The sequence below is a fragment of the Pirellulales bacterium genome (assembly GCA_019694435.1).
Taxonomy (GTDB): domain Bacteria; phylum Planctomycetota; class Planctomycetia; order Pirellulales; family JAEUIK01; genus JAIBBZ01.
The window spans coordinates 1-19,747 of the sequence record JAIBBZ010000054.1 but is presented as its reverse complement, the minus strand read 5'-3'; the positions used below and the strand labels follow the sequence as shown (position 1 = coordinate 19,747).

General features: G+C 66.5%; 14 protein-coding genes. 6 read left to right on the top strand and 8 right to left on the bottom strand.

Annotated features, from left to right (window positions below; translation table 11 throughout):
- Together K1X74_22265 and K1X74_22260 are read right to left on the bottom strand one after the other, a co-directional pair.
- On the bottom strand, positions 1-239 hold a 239-nt coding region (locus tag K1X74_22265; GenBank protein MBX7169077.1), incomplete at its 3' end, for a hypothetical protein.
- A 5-nt stretch (positions 240-244) separates the two neighbouring features.
- Complete coding sequence (locus K1X74_22260; GenBank protein ID MBX7169076.1) at positions 245-2,752, bottom strand: PSD1 and planctomycete cytochrome C domain-containing protein; 2,508 nt, start codon at positions 2,750-2,752, stop codon at positions 245-247.
- Positions 2,753-2,957: 205 nt separating this feature from the next.
- On the opposite strand from K1X74_22260, the gene K1X74_22255 reads away from it, so the two are divergent.
- Together K1X74_22255 and K1X74_22250 are read left to right on the top strand one after the other, a co-directional pair.
- Positions 2,958-4,469, top strand: a complete 1,512-nt coding sequence (locus tag K1X74_22255) for a sensor histidine kinase (protein MBX7169075.1) — start codon at positions 2,958-2,960, stop codon at positions 4,467-4,469.
- Positions 4,447-5,121: a response regulator transcription factor gene (locus K1X74_22250; protein MBX7169074.1), complete on the top strand. Its 675-nt coding sequence runs from the start codon at positions 4,447-4,449 to the stop codon at positions 5,119-5,121. Before K1X74_22255 ends, K1X74_22250 begins: the two co-directional genes overlap by 23 nt.
- Here K1X74_22250 and K1X74_22245 read toward each other — a convergent pair.
- Complete coding sequence (locus K1X74_22245) at positions 5,102-6,559, bottom strand: sulfatase (GenBank protein ID MBX7169073.1); 1,458 nt, start codon at positions 6,557-6,559, stop codon at positions 5,102-5,104. The genes K1X74_22250 and K1X74_22245 overlap by 20 nt on opposite strands.
- 217 nt (positions 6,560-6,776) lie before the next feature.
- Between K1X74_22245 and K1X74_22240 the strand changes: the two genes are divergently transcribed.
- On the top strand, positions 6,777-10,109 hold the full coding sequence (locus K1X74_22240) for a HEAT repeat domain-containing protein (protein ID MBX7169072.1): 3,333 nt from the start codon (positions 6,777-6,779) through the stop codon (positions 10,107-10,109).
- 25 nt (positions 10,110-10,134) lie between these two features.
- Here the strand turns inward: K1X74_22240 and K1X74_22235 are convergent, their stop codons facing one another.
- A complete protein-coding gene (locus tag K1X74_22235) occupies positions 10,135-11,316 on the bottom strand; it encodes a hypothetical protein (protein MBX7169071.1) in 1,182 nt (393 codons plus the stop codon).
- A gap of 390 nt (positions 11,317-11,706) precedes the next feature.
- On the opposite strand from K1X74_22235, the gene K1X74_22230 reads away from it, so the two are divergent.
- Genes K1X74_22230 through K1X74_22220 form a run of 3 tightly spaced genes read left to right on the top strand, consistent with a single transcriptional unit; the run spans position 11,707 to position 15,032 of the window.
- The gene (locus K1X74_22230; GenBank protein ID MBX7169070.1) at positions 11,707-12,312 is read left to right on the top strand and encodes a hypothetical protein; all 606 of its coding nucleotides are present in this window, start codon (positions 11,707-11,709) and stop codon (positions 12,310-12,312) included.
- Positions 12,309-14,063: a serine/threonine protein kinase gene (locus K1X74_22225; protein ID MBX7169069.1), complete on the top strand. Its 1,755-nt coding sequence runs from the start codon at positions 12,309-12,311 to the stop codon at positions 14,061-14,063. Before K1X74_22230 ends, K1X74_22225 begins: the two co-directional genes overlap by 4 nt.
- Positions 14,064-14,087: 24 nt before the next feature.
- Positions 14,088-15,032: an alpha/beta hydrolase gene (locus K1X74_22220; protein MBX7169068.1), complete on the top strand. Its 945-nt coding sequence runs from the start codon at positions 14,088-14,090 to the stop codon at positions 15,030-15,032.
- Between the two features lie 40 nt (positions 15,033-15,072).
- Here the strand turns inward: K1X74_22220 and K1X74_22215 are convergent, their stop codons facing one another.
- From K1X74_22215 to K1X74_22200, 4 genes are all read right to left on the bottom strand, one after another.
- Positions 15,073-16,437: a Gfo/Idh/MocA family oxidoreductase gene (locus K1X74_22215; protein ID MBX7169067.1), complete on the bottom strand. Its 1,365-nt coding sequence runs from the start codon at positions 16,435-16,437 to the stop codon at positions 15,073-15,075.
- A 123-nt stretch (positions 16,438-16,560) separates the two neighbouring features.
- Positions 16,561-17,004, bottom strand: coding sequence for a tRNA adenosine(34) deaminase TadA (tadA, locus tag K1X74_22210; GenBank protein MBX7169066.1), 444 nt, complete (start codon positions 17,002-17,004; stop codon positions 16,561-16,563).
- 41 nt (positions 17,005-17,045) lie between these two features.
- Complete coding sequence (locus K1X74_22205; protein ID MBX7169065.1) at positions 17,046-18,689, bottom strand: hypothetical protein; 1,644 nt, start codon at positions 18,687-18,689, stop codon at positions 17,046-17,048.
- A 778-nt stretch (positions 18,690-19,467) separates the two neighbouring features.
- Positions 19,468-19,747, bottom strand: a 280-nt coding sequence (locus K1X74_22200; protein ID MBX7169064.1) for a glucose-1-phosphate adenylyltransferase, incomplete at its 5' end; no start/stop codon positions are given.

The window sequence follows — 19,747 nt, the reverse complement described above, 5'->3', positions numbered from 1 at the left end:
TCGATCTGGCTGGGACCGCCCGTCAAGAAGATGAAGATCACATGCCGGGCCTGGCCCGCGCGCGGCGGCTGCCTTGGGGCGAGCGGGTTCGCGGCCCGCGACGGCTCGTCGCCCACGGCTTCGCGCGCGAGCAGCTCGCCGGCGGCCAGCGCGCCGAATCCCAGCGTCGCCTGGCAGAGGAACTCGCGCCGCGTGCGCGCTTGCGCTCGTCGTCCACACGGTCGATGGTTGGTGGGCATGGCCGTCAATCGATAAACAGGAATTCGTTCAGGTTGACCAGCGCCAGGCAGAAATCCATCAGGCCGGCCGCTTGTGCCGGCGGCAGTTGCGCCAGCTCGGCCGGCAACTCGCCAGCCGGCAGCGACGTGTCAGCATCGCGCAGCGGCGCTTCGAGCAGGCGCCAGGTTTCGCTGCGTTCTTCCTCGGAGGGCGCGCGTTGTACGGCCAGCCGCCAGCCCCGCTCGAGCCAGGCGGCCGGGTCGCTCGGGCCAGATTCGCGCACCAGCCGCGCGGCCAGTTGACACGACTGCTGCTGCGCGACCTGGTTGTTGAGCAGCCACAAGGCCTGCGGCGCCACGGTCGAGCAATCGCGGCCCGCGCAGCTTACGGCGTTCACCGGGGCGTCGAAGATATCGAACAGCGGAAAGCGGAAGCTGCGCCGCACGATCACGTAGAGTCCGCGGCGCACGTGCTGCTGCGGATCGGCGTTCACCACCCAGGCCGCCTTGTTGGTCAGCTCTTCGTTGACCAGGGGCGGCATCACGGGCTTGCCGCCCAGGGCCGGGTTCAGCGTTCCGGCCACGCTGTGCAGGGCGTCCCAAATTGCTTCACCTTCGAGCCGGCGACGGTTCATCCGCCACAGCAGCCGGTTGTCGGGATCGGTCGCCAGGTGCTGCGATGTGGCAAACGCGCTCGATTGCCGATATGTGCGCGAGAGCATGATCGCGCGGTGCAGCCGCTTGATGCTCCAGCCGCCGACGACAAAATCCCGGGCCAGCCAGTCGAGCAGGCCCGGATGGGAAGGGGGCTGGCCCATGTGGCCAAAATCGTTCGGCGTGCTCACCAGCCCGCGCCCGAAATGCCAGCCCCAGACCCGGTTCACGATGACCCGCGCGGTGAGCGGATGGTCGGGCCGGGTGAGCCACAGCGCGAGCTGCTTGCGCGTCTCCTGGCCGGGCTGCAAATCGACGGCCGCCCCGGTCGCCTGGGCAAGCGCCGCGGGCAGCCGCGGTGGGGCCACCTGTTTCGGCCGGGCCAGCTCGCCGCGGCCAAGCACGTGCACTTCCGGCACGAGCATCGTCCGTTCGTGCCCCAGCACCGTGACGGTGGGCACTTCCAACAACCCATCGAACGGCGTGCTGGGCGTCGAAGTCGCGCGTTCCGGAATCGCCAGCACGGCCGCGCTGATCGCGTCGCGCAGCTCCTGGCGGCGGCGCTCTTCGGCGGCGGTCGGTTGTCGCCCTGCCAGCGACTGCTCGAACAGCCGGTAGGCCCGCCGCGCCTCCTCGACCGCCAGGATCGTCGGGTAATGCTGTTTCTGATCGGCAATCTCCATGCCGTTGACGATCGGTGTCTGGATCACCTTACTGCCGGCGAACACGGCCTGCAGGCCGAAGTAGTCGGCCTGCGTGAACGGATCGAATTTGTGATCGTGGCAGCGGGCACACGCAAACGTCAGCCCCAGAAACGCCGCGGCCGTCGTGTCGACCCAATCGATCAGCCGCTCGTAGCGCAGCTTGGCCCCGTCCATGTTCGATTCGTGAATCTCGGGTCCCAGCGCGTAGAAGCCCGTGCCGACGAGCGCCTCGAGGTGACGGACCTTGGCCGGTGGCATGGCGTAAGCGCCTTCCAGCTCAAGGTTGTCGGGCCAGAGCTCGTCGCCGGCGATCTGCTCCTGCACGAAGCAGTCGTAAGGTTTGTCGTCGTTGAACGACTTGACGACGTAATCGCGATAGCGCCAGGCGTTCTTGAAATAGACGTCGGTTTCGAAGCCGCCGGTGTCGGCATACCGCGCCACGTCGAGCCAATGGCGGCCCCAGCGTTCGCCATACTGGGGCGAGGCCAGGAGTTCATCGATCAAGCGGGCAAAGGCCTGAGGGTCGGCGTCGGCCACGAACTGCTCGACGCGCTCCGGAGGCGGCGGCAGCCCGATCAGGTCGAAATAGGCGCGCCGGATCAGTTGCCGCTTGTCGGCCAGCGGCGCCGGCGCCAAGCCCTCGCGCGCTAGGCGCTCGAGCACGAACGCATCGATTGCATCCCGAACGGGAGATGTGTCCTCCGGCGACGCGGCCTCGGGCAGCTGCTGCTCCCGGGGCGGCTGAAAGGCCCAATGGTCGAGCCGCCTGGTCCAGGCTTGCCGCGCGGCGTCGTCGTTCGCGGTAAAGGTGCCGGTATCGAGCCAGCGCGCCAGGACTGCCAGCTCGTCGGGCGTCACCGCCGGCTGACCGTCGGGCGGCATCTCGCCCGCGGCGATTCGGGCATGCAACGGACTTTCGCGCGCGCTGCCCGGTACGATCGCCGGGCCCGACTCGCCGCCGCGCAATGCCGTGGCCGCGGTGCGCAGATCGAGGCTCGACTCGCGCTTGGACTCGCCGTGACAGGCCACGCAGCGGGCCTGCAAGATGGCCAGCGCCTGCCGTTCGAGTTCCTCCGGCGTGCGCTCTTGCGCCAGGGCCGAGCCGGACAGTACGGACAGCGTCGCCCAGCCGGCCATGACCCAGGCCGCCGCCGCGCCACCCATCGTTCTGCGCATGTGTAGGCGAAGCAACATAGCCGGCACTTAACGAGACTGAATCTCAATTGGGGTCGATCATAACGCGCGCCGCGGGGGCTTGCACACGGCCGCCCCTGGTGGCTGCCGCATCGACCATTTCCGCGCTTGCCGCTTGTCGACCGCGCGGGTTAAAAAATGCACACCAGCAAGCGATTCTCCGGCGGGCGCTCGGCGGCCTGTGCACATGAGCAACGATTCCACAGCGCAGAGGGGGCCGAGCCTCGAGCGCGTCTATTACTTGCTGGCCGCGTTCGATTTGCTCACCGTTTGCGTGAGCCTCTACGTCAATCAACGCGTGACGACGATCTACGCCGAAAGCGTACGCGAAAATCAGACCTGGGGAACGCTTCAGCGCCAGGCGGCCATGTTGTCGAGCCTGGCCGGGGAAATCGATCGACCCGGCAACGAGGTGTTTCATACGTTCGACCTGGTCGACGCCAAGACCCAACTGCGGCGAGCGGCACGCGAGTATCACGAGCAATCGACGGTCGTGGCCGACGCGCTGGCGCTTCGCCCGGCAAGCGAAACGCTGGCCATCACCACGCAATTGCGCACGGCCCACGAGGCCGTGGCCGAGATGGAGTCGGCGTCGTTCGCCATCTTCGAGGCCTTGAGCCTGGGGCGTACTTCCGCTGCCGGCGAACAGATGGCGCTGCTCGATCGCGCCTATTCCCGCGTCAATCACGCGATGTTCGAGATCGTCAGCAGCATTGGCAGCATCCAGAACGCGCATTTCGCCGACCAGATTTCCGAGGCGGAGCGTTTCGAGACGCTCGAACGCATGCTGGGGCTGGCGGTGCTCGTGATGATCGGCGGCGCGATCTACTACGGTCTGCAGATCACCCAGCGCTTCGAGGCGCAAGCCCGCGAGCGCGACGCCGCGGCCCTGGCCTTGGAGGCGGCCAACGACGAGCTTGAACGCCGCGTCGAAGAGCGGACCAAGGCCCTGACCCAGGCGAATGTCGATCTGCAGGAAGAAGTCGGCGAGCGCCTGCGTGCCGAAGAAGCGCTGCGCGAGTCGACCGCCGCCCGGCTGCAATTGGCCGATCAGCTTTCCAATGCCGAAGAGCGCGAGCGCCGCGCCGTGGCGCACGAGCTGCACGACGGCGTCGGCCAGATGCTCACGTCGCTGTCGTTCGGCCTGCAAGTGGCGGCGATGCAGGTGCGCGACGCCCTGCCCCAGCAGGCCGCGCAGCTCGACAACCTGCATCGGGTCGCCGCCACCACGCTCGAAGAGGTGCGCCGCCTGGTGCGCGGCTTGCGGCCGATCGTGCTCGACGAGCTGGGTCTGGCCGCGGCGCTCAAGCGGCTGGTGACCGACCTGGGCCGCGACAGCGGCATCGACGTCAAGCTCGACAACCAGCTCCCCGGCGGGCTGCGACTGCCGGAGCACGTCGAAACGGCCATTTACCGGCTGGTGCAAGAGGCGCTCAACAACACCCAGCGGCACGCCTCGGCCAAGCACGCCAGCGTCGAGCTCGGCGGCGAGGGAGAAATGATCCGAGTCTGTATCATGGACGACGGCCGCGGTTTCGATCCGGCGGTCCTTGCCAGGAATCAGGCCAACCACGTGGGCCTGGCCGGCATGCGTGAGCGCGCGGAACGCTTGCAGGGGCGTTTTCAACTTCAGACAGCGCCGGGGCGTGGCACTTTGATCGAGGTCGAGATTCCCAGTGGCATCAGCACTCCCGCCTAAAACTCGCGTCCTGATCGCCGACGATCACGCCATCCTGCGTGCCGGTTTACGGCTGTTGCTGGCGGCGCAGCCCGATATGGAGGTCGTCGGCGAAGCGGCCACGGGCGACGAGGCCGAACGCCTGGCGCGCGAACTCGTGCCCGACGTGATCACGCTCGACGTGACGATGCCGGGCGGATCGTTCGAGCACATCCTGCGCCGGCTGCACGCCGCGCAGCCGCAGGCACGCGTGGTCGTATTGACCATGCACGACGACTCGGCCTACGCCCGCCGCGCTATGGCCGCCGGGGCCGCGGCGTTCGTCGTCAAGCGGGCCGACAGCGCCGAGCTGCTAACCGCCATTCGCGAGGTCCGCGGCGGCGGCTCATACGTCGATCACGACTTGTTCATCGACGACGCCAATACGCCCTTCGAAGGGTCCACCGCGACGGGCACCTCGCCCGCGGCCAAGCTCAGCTTGCGCGAACGCGAGGTGCTGACGCTCTTGGCCCAGGGGCACACGAACCAGGAGATTGCCGAGCGCGTGTTCCTGAGCGTGAAGACGGTCGAGACCTACCGCGCGCGGATCGGCGAAAAGCTGGGGATCAAGACGCGCGCCGAAATGACGCGGTTTGCCCGCGAACACGGTTTGATCAAGGCGACGGACTCTTGAAGCCGGGGTTGGGCCGTGGAGTTTGTGCGGCCACGCCTTCGCGCCAGGCCGAAAGCCGGGCACGCAGCTCGGCCGCGCGCTGGGGCTGCGCGCCCGCCAGGTCGTGCTGCTCGGCCTCGTCTTCCGCCAGGTTGTAAAGCTCGGTCCGCTGATCCTCGAAGTATTCGATCAGCTTCCAATTTCCCTCGCGCACAGCACTGGCCGGAGTCGACGTGGGGTAGTAGTGCGGGTAGTGCCAGTACAGCGTCCGCTCAGGCAACTTGTCTGCCGCGGCCGTCAACAGCGGCGCCAGGCTCACGGCGTCGGCCTGTTGCGCTTCGTCCAGCTTCGCCGGGGTGTCCGTCAGGTCGAGCAGCGTGCGATAGAGATCGGCCGAAGCGACCGGCGTCGCGTCGCGCCCGGGAGCAATGCGCGCGGGCCAGCGCACGAGCAGCGGCACGCGAATCCCGCCTTCGTACAACGAGCCCTTGCCCGAGCGCAACGGGAAATTGTTCGTCACCGGTTGCTTGGGCTGTTTGGCGGGGGCATTGATGTAGCCGCCATTGTCCGAGCTGAACACGACGATCGTCCGCTCGCTGAGCCCCAACTCGTCCAGGCAGTCGAGCAGGCGACCGACGTTGTCGTCGAGGTTCTTGACCATCGCGGCGTAAGTCGCGTTGCGGTGGTGCAGCTCGGGACGGACCCGGCCTTGGAAATGTGCGACGTCGTCGGCCTTGGCCTGGATCGGTGTGTGCACGCCGTAGTGCCAGAGATTGAGGAAGAACGGGCGGTCCTTCGCACGGCGGATGATCTCGATCGCCTCGTCGGTCAGCCGATCGGCCAGGTACTCGCCCTCGTGCCCCCAAGGCAGTCCCGGCACATAGCGCCGCTCGCCGAAGCCCGGTCCGCGATAGGGAAAGAAATGCGTGGCCGGTGCGCCCCAGTGATTGCCGGCCAGGTGGATGTCGAAACCCTGCACCTCGGGAAAATGCGTCACGCTGCCCAGGTGCCATTTGCCGACGTGCGCGGTGACGTATCCGGCCCCGCCGAGCGCCTCGGCCAGCGTCACTTCGCGCAAGGGCAAATCGGCCTCAGGCTCCGGCGGCAGCAGGCGCCGGTCCCGCTCCTGATCCCCGATCGCCTCGCGCCAGATGGTCATGTGCAGGCGGGCCGGGTGTTTGCCGGTCATGATCGCGGCCCGCGTCGGTGTGCAAACCGGCGCGCTCGCGTAGGCACATGTGAACCATTTGCTCGCGGTTGCCAGCCGGTCGAGTCGCGGCGTTTCGTGCAGATCGGCGCCGCTGAAGCCCAGGTCGGCCCAGCCCAGGTCGTCGACCAGGATGAACACGATATTGGGCCGCACGTCCGGCTGGTCGGCCGCGCCCGCGTGTGGGGCGAGCGTCCAGACGGCTCCCATCACGATCCCGGACAGCCACCACCGCATGACACTTCGAGACATCACGAAATTCCTCGCGACGAGACAGCGCAGGTCCGTTTCGCTGCGAGCGTAAGAGCTGCGAGGCTCGCCGACAAGGCACCGGCCACGGGTCAGGGCTGGCAATTCATCGCGATCGGCCGGGCTGCTGGCGGGTCCCCCCGCGGGCAGCTAAAGTCGAGGGGCTTCCGGGGGCGGAACCGTGGGGGGAGTATTCTCCGAGTTGATGAGGCGAACACGCATGCGCGCGGTGAAGATCGGTCGTTGGTTGCTGACCGGAGGATGCCTGGCTTGCCTCGTCGCAGGGGCGCTGTCCCCGGCGGCGGGCGCGGAAAAGAACCTGCCTCCGCTGGAGGAGGTGCTCAAGCGTCAGCCCCGGCCGGCACGCGATCCGCTGCCGCCCAGCCGTTTGCCGCTCGAGGTGGTCGAAGGTGAACGGATTGCGCTGGTCGGTAACTCGACCGCCGAGCGGATGAACCTCTACGGTTACTTCGAGTCTCTGCTGCACAGCCGCTTTCCGCGGCGCGAGCTAGTCGTGCGCAACTTTGCCCGGCCGGCCGACGAAGTCGCCATCCGCCAACGCTCGAACGACTATACGCTGATCGACGATCCCGTGGCGGCGTTTGGCGCCGACACGATGTTCTGTTTCTTCGGCTGGAACGAGTCGTTTGCAGGTCCCGACGGCGTGGAGAAATTCAAGGCCGACTACGGCCGGTTTCTCGACGACTATGCGAAGGCCTACCCGCGCGACGACACGGGCGCCGCACCGCGCTTCGTGTTGATTTCGCCGGTGGCTTTCGAACCGCCGGGCGAGCGCCTGCTGCCCGACGGCCGCGCGCACAACGAACAGCTCAAGCTCTACGCCGACGCCGTCGGCCAGGTCGCGGCCGAGCGGGGACTGGCCTTTGTCGACCTCTACGCGCCGACCCTCGCACGCTTCACCGCCGAGCCAGGATTGCAGTACACGATCAACGGCATTCACCAGAACGAAGCCGGCGACCGGGAGATCGCGCTGTTGCTCGATCATGCCTTGTTCGGCGGTGCGCCGGCGGCCGATCTCGCGTCGGAGCAGTTTGCCCGGCTCCGGGCCGCAGTGAACGACAAGTCGTGGGTGCACCTGCAGGACTACCGCATGCTCAACGGCTGGTATGTCTACGGTGGCCGTCGCACCTGGGATAAAGAGACCTTTCCCCGCGAGTACGCCAAGATTCGCAATATGGCCGCTGTCCGCGACCGCTATGTCTGGTACATCGCCGAGGGCAAACCCGTGCCCGAGGTGCCCGACGACAGCCAGACGGGCGAGCTGTATTTGCCGACGACTCGCTTTGGCGAACCGGGCCAGAACTACTCCGAGGCCGAAGAGCTGCGCTATCTGACGCCCGACGAGCTGATCTCGTCGTGCACCGTACCCGACGGGTTCGAGATCAAGCTGTTCGCGGACGAACGGCGGTTTCCCGAGTTGGCCAAGCCCGTCCAGATGGCTTTCGACAGCCGCGGCCGGCTGTGGGTGTCGACGATGCCGACGTATCCGCAGTGGAAGCCGGGCGACCCGCGTCCGGCCGACAAGTTGGTGATTCTCGAAGACACCGACCGCGACGGGACGGCCGACAAGAGCACGATCTTTTACGACAAGCTGCACTGTCCCACGGGATTTGCCTTTTTCCGCGGCGGCGTGCTGGTGGTCGACCAGCCGCGGCTCAACTGGCTGCAAGACACCGACGGCGATGACCGCGCCGACGTGGTGGTTCACGGCCTGGACGGTTTCGCCACCGACGACACGCACCACACGATCGGCGCGTTCGAGTGGAATCACGGCAACCGGCTGCACATGGACGAAGGCGTCGCCGTGAGCACGGCCGTCGAAACGCCCTGGGGACCGTTCCGCAACTTCGGCACGCCCGGCGCCTATGTGCTCGACCCGCGCTCGCAGCGTCTTTCTCACTTTGTGACGCCGGGCTATGGCAACCCCTGGTGCTACATCTTCGACGAATGGGGGCAAGGCATCGTCGGCGACGGCACGACGGCCGTGCAGCACTGGGACACACCGTTGTCCGGCGCGCAATTCGGAGGCCGCGAGGGTCTCAAGCCCGTGTTCGACACGCAGGGCACCCGGCCGGTCGTCGGCAGCGAGTTTCTCGTTACCAGGCATTTCCCCGACGACGTGCAGCGGCAGTTTATCTATGGCTGCGTGATCAATCTCAACGGCATTCCCCGGTTCGAGATTCATGACGACGGCGCCGGTTTCGCCGGCTCGCGCGTCACGATCGATGGCAAACCCAGCGACCTGATTCGCTCGACCGACAAACACTTCCGCCCGGTCGATCCACAATTGGGGCCCGACGGCGCGCTCTGGTTCGGCGACTGGGCAAACGCCTTGATCGGACACATGCAGTACTCGCAGCGCGATCCCAACCGCGACCACCAGCGGGGGCGGATCTACCGCCTGGTCTACAAGGCCCGGCCGTTGCTGGAGCCGGTCACCCAGGCCGACAAGAGCATTCCGGAATTGCTCGAGCAATTCCGGGCGTATGAATGGCGCACGCGCAACCAGGTGCGGGTCGAGCTTCAGGCCCGACCCGAGGAGCAGGTGCTGGCCGCGGTTCGCGGTTGGGTGGCGGGCCTCGATTCTGCGGCCGACGATTACGATCGTCTCCGCTGCGAAGCGCTCTGGGTCCAAGAAGGCTTTCACCGGGTCGATCCCGAATTGCTCGAAGCCGTGCTGTCGGCCAAGCGGTTCGAGGCCCGGGCCGCGGCCGTGCGAATCGTCGCCGATCTGCGCGGCGAGGTTCCCGGCGCATTCGACACGCTGGCCCGCATGGCCCTCGACGAACATCCCCGAGTGCGGACCGAGGCTCTGCGCGGGCTGAGCTTTTACGCGACCCCCGAAGCGGTCGACGCGATCCTGGCCGCGACCGCCAAGCCGCTCGACTACTGGACGAAATACACGCTGCAACATGCCTTGGCGGCCAACGAGGCAGTCTGGCGCGAGGCGTTTCTCAAGGGCCGGCTCGCCGCCGACAACCCGGAGAACCAAGAGATGTTGGCCGGCCTGATCGCCAAGTCGAACAAAGGCGGCGCGGCGGTGCCCTACCTGCGCTTGCTGCTCGGTTCGGAGCGCCGCAGCGAAGAAGAGCGCAATAAGGCCATGCAGGCGCTGGCCGACATGCAGGGCGACGCCAATCATGGTCGCGAGGTGTTCATGCGCACCTGCACGGCCTGCCACAAGATTGGCGACCAGGGGCGTGAATTCGGTCCCGACCTGCCGACGACTGCCCCCAAGCGCACCCGGGTCAAGCTGATCGAATCGCTGATCGACCCGAATGCCGAGGTCGAGGCCAAGTATCTCTCGACCCAGATTGCGACCAACGACGGCGAGGTGATCCGAGGCTTGCTCGTCAGCGAATCGCCCAAGGAAGTCACGTTGTTCGACGGCAAGGATTCGCGCACCGTCGCGGTCGAAGACATCGACGTTCGCGAAACCCTCAAGCAGAGCAGCATGCCCGAGGGCCTGCCGGCCGGCATGGCGCCGAGCGAATTCCTCGACGTGATCGAGTATCTGGCCAGCTTCAAGTAGCCGGCCGCGCTGGTCGCGTGCCCGCTTACGCCTGCCGGCGTCGTCGCCGCGCCCAGGCCAAGCACGCGCCCACCGCTCCCGCGGCGCTCGCCAGCGCCTGGGTCGAAGGTTCCGGGACGGCGACGAGTTGGCTCGACTCGGCCCCGAACAGTTGGCTTGGGCCCGCCAACACCCGCGGATTGAATGGGCTGGTGAACGGGAACACAAAGCTCGATTGCGAGCGCAGGGTCACGGGATTGTCGGTCACCGACATGCGGCGCACCGGAGTGCCGTCGTCGAACTTACCCATATAAGTCTGCGCACTGGTACCGCCCCCGAGAGCCACGCTCTTCGCCGCCAGGCTGCCGGTAAAGGCGTAATCGGCCAATGCGTCGAGCGGTTTGTAGATGCCGTAATAATCCAAGGCATTGTTGGTCAACGAACCCGGCGTGAAGTGATCGGCCACGAGCGACTCGCCGCGGTGGCTGTCGGAGTAGACGGTCAGAAAGTCTTTCTCCGAGTTGGGGATGTTGATGTTCTTGAAGATATCGATGGCCATGCGGTGATCGTTGATCGTGTCGTCGGCATAGATCTCCATGATCATCTTGGTGTGCGCCGGAAACGAGCGTAGCTCCTGCGGCGACAGCCCGTACGTGTACCAGGGAGCCATCGAGTACAGGAAAGCTCCGTTGCTCCCCCAATGCTCGTTGACCAGGCCTTGCCGGGCCAGGGTGGGTACGGCGCCGCCGCCCAGCGAATGGCCGAAGAAGCCGACGCGCGTGGTATCGAGCCGATCGGCAAATCGCCGCACCGCTTCCTTGTATCCGGAAAACATCTGGGCATAGCGCAGGAGCTGATCGGAGCCCAGGTTGGTGTAGGGTGCGAACACGACGGCGTAACCGCGGCTGGCCTCGTGGCGCATCAACGCGTCGTAGCCCTCCAGTTCCTCCCCGTCGAAACCATGGGCGAAAAACAGCACGGGTACCCGGCCGCTGGAGCCGGTGGGCAAGTAGACCGTGACGTCCTGGCTCCGGTTGAGCGGGCTGACGAACGATTGCGTTTCGACCCCAAACGATCCGGCCGCGCCGTAGCCCGCCGAGGGCGGCATGATGGCGCCGTGCGCCATCGGGGAACCGCCCAGCGAAACGAGACCCAGCAACACCGGCAGCCAGGGCGAGGTGCGCCGCCGTAGCGACGGCCCATCGGGCAGGAAGGCGAAAGCTGACATCAAGGAACCGTTGTTGATTTGAACCCGGACCCGCGAATCGGAGCGCAAGCGCGAAGCTCGCCGCATCTCCCCGCCCGAAACCACGCATGCGCAAGGTCATGTGGTCAGGAGGAGAAAGAGGAAAGGGTCGCTGCCTGTCCCGACCGCCGGACCGAGACTCCTGTCGACCAGGCGGAACAGCAACCCTCTCCTGGGTTACAATCACGATTTGCGGGTGCCAGAGGACAAGCCCCGCGAAAAAACCCTGGAATTGATCCGGGCACGGTGCTGCGATCCCCCCGCTGGTCGTTGGTTGCCGCCGATGAAATCGCGTGGCTATACTCGAAATGGGGATGTATGCGGTCGAACGTTCGCGGCGGCTCATCCCTGCATTGCGAGAGGGGCGACGGCGTGTCGAGCGGATCAGTAACCCTCTGGTTTCGCGACCTCGAGCAAGGCGACGAAGACGCGGCGACCCGGCTGTGGGAACACTACGGGCCGCGGATCGTGCGCTTGGCCCGACAGCGAATGGCCGGCGTCGACTCGGCCCCGGCCGATGAAGAAGACGTCGTGCAAAGCGCCTTTTTCGATCTCTGCCAAGGCGCGCAGGCCGGCAAGTTTGCCTACGTCGCCGATCGCGAGGCACTTTGGCGACTGTTGATGTTGATCGTCGCGCGCAAGGCGGCCAACCGTTATCGTCACGATCGGCGGCAGAAGCGCCGCCCCACGGCGCAAGAACTTCCCGGCGAGTTGAGCGCCACGGTGGCGGTCAGTTCGAGCGCCGGAGGCGAGTTGCAAAGCCCGTTGCCGTCGCCCGACTTTGCGGCCGAAATGGCCGAGACGTTCCAGCGGCTGCTCGACGAATTGGGCGACCCGGTCTTGCAGCAGATCGCCTTGTTGAAGATGGAAGGCTACGAGCACACGGAAATCGCCGCCCGGCTGGGCTGTGTTCCGCGGACGATCGTGCGCAAGGTGCAACTGATTCGCCGGCTCTGGCAATCCACGACCGCATCATGAGCCTCGACACGCGCGGCGACCGGCTGTGCGATCAATTCGAGGCCGCCTGGAAGTCGGGCTCCAGGCCGCGGGTCGAAGACTTTCTGCCGCTCGGCGACGATCAGCGCGCGGCCCTGCTGCGGGAACTGGTCGCGCTCGATTGCGCCTACCGTCGCGGCGCGGGCGAGACGCCGCTGTTGGCCGAATACCTGGCGCGGTTTCCCGACGACCAGGTGGTGCTCGCGGATGGTTGGGACGAGCTTTGCGCAACGGTCGATCCGCGTCGTAGTGCCGACCGATCGAACCTTACGCCGCTGCGCGTCCGCTGTCCGCATTGCCGCGAGTCGCTCGACGTGGTGGTGGACCAATCGTTGCGCGACCTGGCTTGCCCCGCGTGCGCGAATCACTTCAATCTGCTGGGCGACGCGGCCGGGCCAGAACTGGCACCCGGCGCGATGATCGGTCATTTTCGGCTGGTGCGCCCGCTCGGTGCCGGGCGCTTTGGCCAGGTGTGGCTCGCGCACGATACGCAGCTCGACCGGCAGGTGGCGATCAAGGTTCCCCGGCGCGGGCTGCTCACCGGCGACGACGCCGAGAGGTTTCTGCGCGAGGCCCGCGCCGCCGCCCAATTACACCATCCGGGCATCGTCGGCGTGCACGAAGTGGGCCGCGATGGTGCCCAGGTTTACATCGTCAGCGACTATGTCGACGGGCCAACGCTGGCCGAGCGAATCGAGCAGCGTCCGCCGAGCGTCCGCGAGGGCGCGCACCTGGCCAGCCAATTGGCCGACGTGTTGCACGCCGCGCATCAGGCCGGCATCGTCCACCGCGACGTCAAGCCGTCGAACGTGCTGGTCGACGCGACGGGCGCGCCGCACGTGACCGACTTTGGTCTGGCGCAGCGCGACGCGGGCGAAGTGACCGTGACCGTCGAAGGTCAGGTATTCGGCACGCCGGCGTATATGTCGCCCGAGCAGGCCCGCGGCGCCGGCGGAACGGCCGATGCCCGTGCGGACGTCTACTCGATCGGCGTGGTGCTGTACCAGATGCTCACCGGATCGCTGCCCTTTCAGGGCAACGTACGGATGCAGTTGTACCAGGTGCTGCACGAGGAACCGCGGCCGCCCCGGCAGCTCAACGACCGCGTGCTCCGCGACCTGGAATGCATTTGCCTGAAGGCCATGGCCAAGGAGCCGCACTGGCGCTATGCCACGGCGCACGAGCTGGCCGAGGACCTGCGGCGCTTTCTGCGCGGAGAGCCCGTGCTGGCCCGACCCTCGGGTTGGGCGCGGCGCGCGCTGCTATGGGCCCGACGGCCGCGGCGCATCGTCGAGGCCGGCTGGACGATGCTCGTGGTCACCGCGCTGCAAACGATGCTCGCGCTCGTCGGCGTCGTGGCCTTTGCCGGTGGACTGACCACAGCGGGCGTGCGCCGCGACATCGCCTTGGGCATGTTGGCCGTGATCGCCGTATTTTACGTACCGTGTTTTGTCCTGGGGTTGCTGACGATTCGCGGGTCGCGGCCGGCGTTGTGGATCGGGGCCGGCTATCAGGTGCTCTCCGCCGCGATCGCCGTGCTGCACCTGGTGGGCGTGCTCAGCTTCTATAATGTGCTCGTCGGCCCCTCCGACCGGGGCGAATTGCTGCGCCATTGGGTGGCCTACTCGGCCATGGCCCTGATCGCGGCAGGTTATTATGGCGTGGCCATGATTGCCGACGTAGCGTCGCGCCAGGCGAGTCCGCGCGACCGCGGCGGCGCTGCATCAAGTTGAACATCACCCGAGAGGAGCTGTTTCGTGCTCGAGTTGCGTGGTTGGGGAGTGTGCTGTGTGTTGTTGCTGGGGAGCCTGCCGGGCTGGGCGCGTGCCGACGAGGAAGGCGAAATCGAGCCGGTGCCCTACCAGGTCATCGAAGACGTCGTCTACGGCAACAAGGATGGCCTGGGCCTGACGCTCGACGTGCTGACGCCCGAGCGAAACCCCAAGGGATTGGGCCTGGTCCTCGTCGCCAGCGGCAGTTGGCACTCGGACAAATCGAACGTCATGGCCGAGAACACCAAGCGCCGCACGGGCGAGCACTGGGTGCAAGGTCTGCTGCAAGGCGGCTACACGTTGTTCGTCGTCCGGCATGGCAGCGCCCCGCGCTATTTCGTGCCCGAGATGGTCGACGACATTCGCCGCAGCGTGCGGTTCGTGCGCCATCATGCGGCCCGGTATGGCGTTGCGCCCGATCGGCTGGCGATTACGAGCGGTTCGTCCGGCGGGCACTTGTCGCTGATGGTCGGGCTCACCGGCGACGACGGCCGCCCGGACGATCCCGACGAAATCGAGCGGGAAAGCAGCCGCACGCAGGCCATCGTCGCCTGGTTTCCGCCGACCGACCTGGTGAACTTCGGCCGCGACGAAGGCTACAAGACGATCGAAAAGCTGCGTCCGAAATTGTTCCAGGAGATGTTCGGCAAGATCGAAGACCTGCCGGCGCAGTTGCGGTCCATTTCGCCGATCGAGCAGATTTCGCCCGACGATCCTCCGGTGCTGTTGTTGCACGGCGACAAGGACCTGACGGTGCCCTTGCAGCAGTCGAAGGTGTTTGCGGAGAAATACGCCGCGGCCGGGCGCGAGGTGAAATTGATCGTGCATCCCGGCGGCGGGCACTCCTGGTGGCCCGGCATCATGCAGGACTATCCCGCGGTCTGGCAGTGGCTCGACGAGCATCTGCAGCCGGCACCGGCCAGCCCCTAGGCCCGCCGGACTTCTCAAGTTGCCGACCGCCGGCACCGCGCTACACGGTCTCCGGCACGATCCACGGCGAGCGATATTCGCGCTTCAGCAGGGCGTTGGCCCGGTCGTTGCCGACGCAGGTCTCCGTCTGGGGATCGACCACCAGCTTTTCGCCGCCGAGCCGCAAGCTGACGTTGGCCAACTGGCACAGCAGCGTGCTCTTGTGCCCTTTTTCAATATCGGCGCTGGGCAGCTCGCGGGAGCGGATCGACTGGCAGAAATTCTCCTTGTGCTCCGGGTCGGGGAAGGGCCCGTTGTCTTGGGCCACGACCTGTGGCTGACGTTTCTGTTGCCGGCCGTAGACCTGCCAGCCGCACCCGTGCCGGCCCAGGTACATGAGTCCTTCGCTGCCGTAGATCTCGATCCGTTCGGCGTTTTGCGGCCAGTAGGGGTACAGCTCCTGGCTGTTGCGCAATTCCATGTCGCTCTTGATCATGTAGGGCGTGTACAGCGTCAGCTCGAACGCCAGGATCAAGTGGTCGTATTCGAAGATCGCCGTCTGCGTGTCGGGCGTTTCGAGCGCACCGGGCTCGTCATACCGCCCGCCGATCGAGTAGACGCTTTTCGGGTAATCGCGGTCAATCATCCACCGTGCCAGGTCCATCTGGTGCACGCCGTCGTTGATGATGTCACCGCCCGAGTAGCGCCAGAAGTGGTTCCAGGCGTTGACGTAGTTGGCGTTGAAATTGAGCTGCGGCGCCGGGCCGCACCAGAGGTCATAGTCGAGCGTCGAGGGGACCGCCGAGTCGTCGACCGGCTGCACATTGGACCACGACTTTTGATTGAAGACCTTGACGTAGTGAATGCGCCCGAGCTTGCCCGAGTCGAGGTATTCCTTGGCGCTGTGGTTGTAAGGGGCGCTGCGGTTCTGCGTGCCGAGCTGCACGATGCGCTGGTATTTGCGCGCCGCTTCGACCATCTTGCGCCCTTCCCAGGGCGAATGGCTCGCGGGCTTTTCGACGTAGACGTCTTTGCCCGCCTGGCAGGCGAGGATCGTGCCGAGCGCGTGCCAATGGTCGGGCGTGGCCAGCACGACCGCGTCGACCGATTTGTCGTCGAGCACCCGGCGGAAGTCTTGTTCCTGCTTCGGCGCCCGGCCTTGTGCCGCCTCGACCGCCGCGGCGCGCGGGCCGAGCCATTGGGTGTCGCAATCGCAGACGTAGGCCACTTCGCAGTCGGGCCGCTTGGCGAAATCGGGCGCCAGCGCGCTGCCGCGTCCCCGCAGGCCGATCACGCCGAGCACGATCTTGTCATTGGCCGAAACGGCGCGTGCGGCCCGCGGCTGCCCGAGCGTGGCGCCGGCGGCAGTGGCAAGGGCCGCCCCGGTCGATGCTTGCAAGAACCCGCGACGCGAGATGCGACTCATGGCTGCGCTCTCCGAAAGGCGTTGGTGGCGTTGCCGACCCGTCGTGCGCTGCCCACTATGTGGCCGGCAGAAGCGCGCTGTCAAGCAAAGCACGCCCCTGGCCCGCGCCGGTGGGCCGCGCCGCTATTTCTTGCCCAGTCTGCGCTGAGCCTGGAAGAACTCGCTGAGCAACTGTCCGCAAGGGCCCGCGAGCACGTCGCCGGTGGCCTGGGTGCGATGATTCAGCCGCGGATCGCTGAGCATTTGGTAGAGCGAGTGCACGGCGCCGGCCTTCGGATCGCGGGCCCCGTACACGACCATCGGCAGTCGAGCCTGCAGGATGGCGCCGGCACACATGGGGCACGGCTCGAGCGTGACGTACAGCGTGCAGCCGTCGAGCCGCCAGGAGCCCAGGGCCTCGGCGGCCTGGGTGATGGCGATCATTTCGGCATGGGCCGTCGGATCGTGAAGTTGCTCGCGCTGATTGTGCGCCGCGGCAATCAGCCGCGCTTCCTGGACGATCACCGCTCCGACCGGAACCTCGTTCTCCACGAGCGCTGCGCGCGCTTCTTCGAGCGCCAACTGCATGAAATGTTCGTGGACGTTCAACTCCCCGATCCTTCAGCCCTTCACTTTTCTAGTCCTTCGCGCACTTTGATCGCCTGGGCGGCGGCAAAGGCCTCATCGTAGACCAGTTGATTCGACTTGGCCACGGCCTCGAGCCGCTTGAGCGACCGCTTGGTGCCGATCTGGCCCAGCACCTCGATGGCGTGTTCCTGCACAATGAAGCTCTGATGCACAAGCGCCTTCCAGACCGACTCCTCGGCCGCTGCGCCGCAACGTACCAAGGCCTCGGCCGCGCGTTCGGCCAGGTCGAACTTGGTGAGCATAAACGCGAGGGCGTCGTACGCATGTGCGCTGGGATACTGCGCCAGAAGGTTCGGTAGCTGCCGATCGAACGGCCGGTTGTCGACCAGGTATGCGAGTTCGATCAGCCGCTTCTCGGCATCGCGTCCGGCCAACTCGACCCAGGCTTCAAACGCCGCTTCAGCCGCCGCGTTGTCGGTCAGCATGAAGGCGTCCAGCGCCGCCAGGCGTTCGTCGCGCCGCTCGTTGCGCGGCGCGGTCCGCAAAAAATCGATCGCTTCGCGGTACTCGGTCTTCGCGCCGGCTTTCCGATTGGTCAACGCGGCCAGCGCGTCGTCGATCGAAGCGATCTTCGGCTTGGATGGTGCGGGCGCCGGCTCGCGCTCCTTCGGCGCGGGACTCGTCTCCGAAGCATGGGCGGGCGCCGGACGGCTGGCCTCGACTTGCGGCTGCGAGTCGCTCGCCGGGCCAAGAACCGATTCGTCTTGCACGCCGAGCCTGGCCAGCTCGGGCTTGACGTAGGTTTCCACCAACGGCTTCAACACGCTCGAGCTGCGCAGGCGCTGAAATTCCGCCACGTAGCGACTCACCGCTTCCTGGAGCTGCTTGCCGTAGGCCGCCCAGAGGGCCGTGCGCTCTTCGTTCGACAGATCGGACGGTTCGAGGTTCTTGCCGAACTCGACCAGTTGTTGCAAGGTGGCCGCGAACGCGGGCGCTTCGCGACGGACGGATGCCTCGTCGACCATGCGCCGCATGATCGTCACGGCACGACGGTTCAGGCGGATGACCGTGACCATCCTGTCCGCGCCCCGGGTCGAAACATTCGGGGGGTGCTCGGCGGGCAGCGGTAGAAAGCCCGCGTCGCTCGATTCGAGCGCCGGCGTTTGGCTGGTTTGCGTACCGGGGCGTTCGGGCAGGCCCAATTCCAGCCGCATCGTGCGATAGGCCCAACCGAACAGTTGCACGCTGCCGTACACGCCGAGCACCACGGCGATGCCGCCGATCGTCAGCCAGAGCAGCACCATCGAGAAATTTTTCACCAGCCGCTGCCGCCGCAGCGATTCGGCCTGGGTCAGCTTGGGCGAGGGCAACGCCTCGAGCAGTGGTGCGGGACCCTGGGGCTGTTTGAACAGCGCGTCGATACTTTGCGATTTCGGCTCGGCGTTGCTGGACGGTTGAGGCTTCGGCTCGCGTCCTGGGCCGCGGATGAGGTCGACGTCGATCAGCGAGACGCCGCTGACTCCTTCTCGTTGCTTATCGCGCTTCGGCGGGCGAGGAGGTTCGTCGAGCTCCGCGGGGATCAACAGCGTCGCGCCGCACTTCGGGCAACCGCCCGAGCGCCCGCGATACTTTTCCTTGACCTGGAACGTGGCGTCACACGCCGGGCATTGGACGGTGATCGACATGACGCGCCCCAAACAGCAGCGACGTCGACCGAGGAGAGCAGGCCCCGCGACGACGGCATCACGAGCGGCCAGCACCGACGGTCGCTGCGCACAAAGACCATTCGCTAGCGTAACAACCGCCTGCGCCGGCAGCAATTTTTCGTCCGCCGCGAGGGCGCGCCAGCGGGGTTTTCTTCGAGGAATTCCGCGTTTTTGCGTTCCGCGCGCAGGCCGTGCCGGCAGGTCGATTTCTCGCGGTGAACCGCCCTTGACCCTCGCGGGGCGAATCCCTATTCTCCCGCCCGCACGAGCCAAGAGGGCCGTGCATCGCGGCGACGCGGTCAGCAAGATCGTCTGCCGCCGCGACCCAAGGAACAAACACCGAGATCGAAGGCCGACTCGGACGACCCAGGGAAGGGACCTCAGCGCGAGCGCCGCCGACGAGCGGTGGTCTCTTTCCCGCGGTCCTGTCGAGCAGGGAACTTCGATCAGCGACCACGTGGGCGGGTCTGCACAGGGAAGGTGGATTGCCTTCCTGCGGACCACGAAGCCTCGCCGCCGACAAGGACGTCGGTGGTACGCTTCGTTTCGCCCGCACCCGATCGCTGCCGCGGCGGCGCGACTGCCGCGGACGTCCCGAACAACGTGCGACCAACCGGCGCCGGAGGGGAGGCCCACGCGAGTCCCCCCAGAAAGCGTCCAATCGCTCCCGGAAAAGGCTCGATGTCCTCCGCCCCCCTGGGACATGCCTTTCCGGGGGCTTTTTTTGCGCCTCGGGGCGAAATCTACCCCGGCTCCGCTAGCGCTGCGCCGCTTCCGGTTCGAGGAAGTGCTCGACCCCGTCGGCCTTGGCGATCACGATCACGCCCGAGTCGCTGATCGAGAATCCCCGGGCCCGGTCTTGTTCGAGGTCGTAACCGATCTCGATGCCCTGCGGAATGCTCACGCCCTTGTCGATGATCGCGCGGCGAATCTTGGCATGCCGGCCGATGTCGACCCCCTCGAAGACGATCGAGTCTTCGACCCGGGCATAGCTGTTGACGCGGACGTTGTTGCCCAGCAGCGAACGGATCACGTGG